The 5177-nt window shown below is 65.6% G+C and carries 4 protein-coding genes; 2 read left to right on the forward strand and 2 right to left on the reverse strand.

Annotation, left to right across the window (positions count from 1 at the left end; all coding sequences use genetic code 11):
- Positions 1 to 84: 84 nt before the first annotated feature.
- Positions 85 to 1329: an ABC transporter substrate-binding protein gene (locus tag Q4I23_RS30285; protein WP_498528678.1), complete on the reverse strand. Its 1245-nt coding sequence runs from the start codon at positions 1327 to 1329 to the stop codon at positions 85 to 87.
- A 158-nt stretch (positions 1330 to 1487) separates the two neighbouring features.
- Positions 1488 to 1928 carry a MarR family winged helix-turn-helix transcriptional regulator gene (locus Q4I23_RS30290; protein ID WP_454018763.1) on the reverse strand — a complete coding sequence of 147 codons (441 nt, stop codon included), beginning with the start codon at positions 1926 to 1928 and terminating at the stop codon, positions 1488 to 1490.
- An 866-nt stretch (positions 1929 to 2794) separates the two neighbouring features.
- Here Q4I23_RS30290 and Q4I23_RS30295 point away from each other — a divergent pair.
- Together Q4I23_RS30295 and Q4I23_RS30300 are read left to right on the forward strand one after the other, a co-directional pair.
- Positions 2795 to 4099 (forward strand): outer membrane beta-barrel protein, encoded by a 1305-nt coding sequence (locus tag Q4I23_RS30295; protein ID WP_145626917.1) that lies wholly within the window; start codon positions 2795 to 2797, stop codon positions 4097 to 4099.
- A gap of 232 nt (positions 4100 to 4331) precedes the next feature.
- Positions 4332 to 4904 (forward strand): polysaccharide biosynthesis/export family protein, encoded by a 573-nt coding sequence (locus tag Q4I23_RS30300; RefSeq protein ID WP_237903159.1) that lies wholly within the window; start codon positions 4332 to 4334, stop codon positions 4902 to 4904.
- Positions 4905 to 5177 lie beyond the last annotated feature (273 nt).

Genomic DNA, 5177 nt, shown 5'->3' on the forward strand with positions numbered 1-5177 from the left:
TCTACACTCGCGTATAATCGTCGGCAGCGTCAGATGTGTATAAGAGACAGGCCGTGGGAAGGGTGGGGGCAAGCGCTCCGCCCCTTACTCCGGACGCATCTTGCGGACGGCCTCGTCGGATGGCAGATAGTCCGCGCCGTCGGCGTAGCGCCAGCCGGTCATCACGCCCTGGCCGCCTTTCACCGTGGTCTTGCCGACATAGGCGCCCATCGTCGCTTGATGGTCGAGCGCGCGGAAGGTGATCGGGCCGAAGGGGCTGGACAGGGCTAGGCCGGACAGCGCGTCCACGAGCTTCTCCGGATCGGTGGAGCCGGCCTTCTCCACGGCGGCGGCGATGGCCTTGAAGGTGGCGTAGCCGACGACCGAGCCCTGGCGCGGCGGCTCGTTGAACCGTTTCACATAGGCTTCGCGGAAGGTCTTGTGCTCCGGTGTGTCGATCTGCTCCTGCGGGTAACCGGTGACGATCCAGCCCTCCGGCGCCTCGTCCTTCATCGGGTCGAGATATTCCGGCTCGCCGGTCAGCAGGCTGACGACGGTGCGGTTGCGGAACAGGCCGCGACCCTCGCCCTCGCGCACGAACTTGGCGAGATCGGCGCCGAAGGTGACGTTGAAGATGGCGTCGGGCTTCGCCGCGGCCAGCGCCTGCACGGTCGGTCCGGCTTCCAGCTTGCCCTGGGCCGGCCACTGCTCGGCGACGAACTCGACGTCCGGCCGCTTCTCCGACAGGAGCTGGCGGAACCACTGCACCGCCGACTGGCCGTACTCGTAGTTGGGGGCGACGGTGGCCCAGCGCTTGGCCGGCAGCTTCGCCGCCTCCTCCACCAGCATGGCCGCCTGCATGTAGGTGCTGGGGCGCAGGCGGAAGGTGTAGCGGTTGCCCTTGGTCCAGGTAATGGCGTCGGTCAGCGGCTCCGCCGCGACGAAGGGCAACTTGTTGCGCGCGGCGAAGTCCGCCACGGCCAGCCCGACGTGGGAGAAGTAGGTGCCGGCCAGCAGTTCGACCTTCTCGTTCGACAGCAATTCCTGCGCGACGCGCACGGCGTCGTCCGGCTTGCCGGCGTCGTCGCGGGAGACGACCTCCAGCTTGCGCCCGCCGAGCAGGCCGCCCGCCGCGTTCACCTCCTCCACCGCGAGTTGCCACCCCTGGCGGTAGGGGATCGTGAAGGCCGGAAGGCCAGTGTAGCTGTTGATCTCGCCGACGCGAATCGGCTGGCCGCCTGATTGGGCCGGGGCGGATTGCGCCTGGGCGGCGGGCATCGGCGCGGCGATCCAGAAGGCGGCGGCGAGGGCGGCAGCGCCCGGCGCAAGCAGGAGATGGCGGCGGTTCATGGTCGGCGGTATCCCGGCGCGGTGGACGGCTGCGTGAACGCATGGAGCGGCAGCCTGAACGCAATGTCTGCGTTCATAGCAAACCCACGGCAAAAGTCACCGTTCCGTTGCGCCGCACCAAGCCTGTTTTCCGCGGGCCGGTGCCGGAACTGCCGGGCTCACATCAGGCGGGAGAGGAGCATGAGGAAGGTCGCCTGCTCCTCCGGGGTCAGCGGGTCCAGCGTGCGGTGATGCGCCTGGGTGGCGTTTCCAAGCAGGGCGTTGACCAGCGATTGGCCGGTTCGGGTCAGGCTGACGCTGGTGCGTCGCCGGTCCTGCGGGTCCGGCTGGCGTTCCACCAGCTGGCGCTCCACGAGGCGCAGGATTACGCCCTGGGTGGTCGCCGGGTCCATGAAGGTCAGCCGGCCGAGCTGGTTCTGCGACAGCGACCCCTCGGTCCGCAGGGTGACCAGGGCGCCCCATTGGGTGGGGGTGAGCTGGGAGTCGCCGATCATGTCCATGAAGATGGAGGACGCGCGCTGATGAGCCCGGCGAAGGCGATAGTGCACCTGCCCGGTCAACAGGTAATCGTCGGTCGGAAGATGGGCGATGTGATCCATGGGCGCACACGAGCGTTGCGGAGCCGGACCGTTTCCGGTTGCGGCGGGTGTCGGCGAAACACCGTGCGACAGGTTCGGCGCCGGTCCCGGGGAATGCTCCAGGGCGTGCGCCAAATGCAGCAGGCTTCGCATTGAAGCCTAGGGATGGAAGTCGCAATAGGCAACGCTCGCTGCTGCGGCATAGGGCCACAGTCTAGGACCGTCTACTATTTACAATGCAAAGCACTCGCGAACGAAGATGAGCCGCACCTTTCAAGAATCTTTCCTGGGGGACTGGGATGCAATCTGCATATGCGGGTGTGTTTTGGTCATACCAGACGGCAGCCCATATTTCGATTATGGGTTTTGTTTCGGTGGATAGGTGTTCGGCGGCGGAGTCCTTTCGCGGTCGGACTTCGGAAGGTCGCCGTCCGGCGGCGGGACACTCCCGGGTGTGTAGGGCGGCATTACGACATCGTCGCCAGGGTGGCGGGGCGACTTGGGCGGCGGGGGAGTGGTCAGCGGTCTGGTCATGCTTGGTGTTTCCTCATGGTTCCGGTTGGAGGCTCTGGTCCGCCTTGGGTGAACGGATGCCGCCGATTGCTGGTTCCCAAGGACGCCAGCATGTGAGGTCTCTTGGTCCTATGACCTTAGCTCTAATGACGCGGGCGTATGGCAATAGTGCGCCCGTCTGACGCAAGTCTTGTTGCGCCAACAACACAGGCGCGGGCAAAAACCACGGCTGAACGGCTTCACTGTTGCACGGACATCACGCCATGAGTTGTCTTTGCAGCGACTGTCCGCTTCTGCCGGAGCGGCGATTGCACATTCCAAGGCCATTCGGCCGCCCGATACGAGCCACTGATTTCAGCCTTGCGCGGTGACCCATGAAGCCCAGCTCCCTGTCCTTCCTCGCCCTCGCGCTCGCGTCCACCGTGCTGACGGCGCTGCCCGCGGCCACGCCGGTGAGCGCCCAGGAACTGCAGCCCGGTGAGTCCGTGCTGGAGCGCCGCCGTCCGGAGGTCGAACAGCTCGGCATCCGCGCCGGATCGTTCCTTATCCTGCCGCGCATCGAGACCGGCCTGACCTATGAAAGCAACGTCTTCGCGACCGAGAACGACACCCGCGACGACTTCATCTGGGTCACCCAGCCGCGCGTCGACGTGCGTTCGGATTTCAACAACCACGCCCTGAACTTCTCGGCCTCCGGCAACATCGGGCGCTTCTTCGACTATTCGTCGGAGAACTACGCCGATTACCGGGCGCAGGTGGACGGCCGCTACGACATCACCCGCGACTCGTCGGTCAGCGGCCTGCTGTTCAGCCGCCGCGACCATGAGGGGCGGTCCGACCCGAACTTCGACGTGTCGCTGGCCACCGGCACCGTGGTGCCGCGCTTCGCGGAGCCGGTGAACTACTTCACCCACGGCGGCGAGGCGTCGTTCAACCAGCGCTTCAACCGCGTCCGCGTCCGCCTGACCGGCGGCGCCCAGTACACCTCCTACCAGGACGCCGAGCTGAGCAATGGGCAGACGGAGTCGCAGGAGGACCGCGACCGCTGGAGCTACACCGGCACCGCCCGCGTCGGCTACGAGTTCATCCAGGGCTACGAGGCCTTCGTTCAGGGCTCCTACAACTGGACTAATTACCGGCTGAGCCAGGACTTCGGCGGCGTCAACCGCGACTCGGAGGGCTACGAGGTCGTCGGCGGCCTGTCTACCGACCTGACCGGCCTGATCAACGGCGAGATCTATGCCGGCTATCTGAGCCGGACCTACGACGATCCGACGCTGAAGGACTTCGGTGGTCTGGCCGTGGGCGGCCGCTTGAACTGGTCGGTGACCCAGCTCACCTCGGTCACCGGCTCGCTCAGCCGTCAGGTCCGGGAGTCGACCTATGCCCGCGGCAGCCAGATCGCGTCGAGCTACAACCGCACCGTCGCTGCTGTCGGCGTGGATCACGAGCTTCTGCGCACCTTGCTGCTGAACGCCCGCGTCCAGTGGCGTCAGGACGACTTCAACGGCGTGGACCGCACCGACGACGTCTACACGTTGGGGGCCGGCGCCAGCTATCAGCTCAGCCGCTATATCTTCGTGAATGGCGGTTATACTTACGAAAAGCGTAACTCGAACCTCAGTGGCTTCGATTACTCCGACAATCTGGTCTATCTGCGCGTCGGCGCTCAGATGTAATCAGATTGTATCGAGGAATACGGAAGGGGCGTCCATCTGCCGATGGGCGCCCCTTTTGCATTTCCGCCTATACGGTGACGCGAATCCTTTTCCTCCGTTGGCGTTACTTCCTCTCCACTTTTTCCCAAGCGCGTGCGAGTTGCTAGTCTCCCTCCGTGACCGCTCAGGGTTCGGCCGCTCCGACCGCGGATGGCTGGGCCCGATGTCCTCACGAGCCATGGAAGGGTATGGGATGAATCGACGTAACGTGTTCCGCGCGCTCGGAATGACCGTGGTCGCCGCCGCGATGGTCGGCTGCGCCGGTGGCCAGGACGCCCCTCTCGAACCGCCGGGCGTCGCCCAGATGACGGACTACCGCCTGGGGGCCGGCGACGCGCTTCGCGTCATCGTCTTTGGCGAGGAGCAGCTGTCCGGCGAGTTCCGCGTCGACGGTTCGGGCAAGGTCGCCATGCCGCTGATCGGCGAGGTGACAGCCCGCGGCCACACCCCGCGCGAGCTGGAGTCGGACATTTCCAAGCGCCTGTCGCAGGGCTACGTCCGCGACGCCAAGGTCAGCGTCGAGGTGCTGAACCACCGGCCCTTCTTTATTCTGGGCGAGGTTCGCAACCCCGGTCAGTACCAGTATGTCAACGGCATGACCGCCCTGTCCGCGGTGGCGATGGCCGGCGGCTACACCTACCGCGCCAAGGAGGACTATGTCCTGATCACCCGCGGGGCCGATCCCAAGAAGGAGCTGCGCCGGGCTCCGATCACCACGCCGGTGATGCCCGACGACGTGCTGCGCGTGCCGGAGCGCTACTTCTGATCGGCGACCGGTTCCGAACACTCGCCAGACGGTCCATCAGACGGCCCATTCGTTTCGGAAAACTGGGGTATGCGCCCCGTCACCATTCGACGCCATGACGATGTCCCTCTTCCCGCCGGGAAGAGGGACATTTTTTTTCGCACAGATTTTTCCGGCGGCGGCGGTCACCCGTCGTCGCGGGTGCCTTTGCCGAAGGGAAGATCGCCCTTGCGGAAGGCGTCGGCGCCCTTGGAGCTGTCTCTTATACACATCTGACGCTGCCGACGATTATAC

The organism is Azospirillum sp. UFLA03-27 (assembly GCF_059803775.1).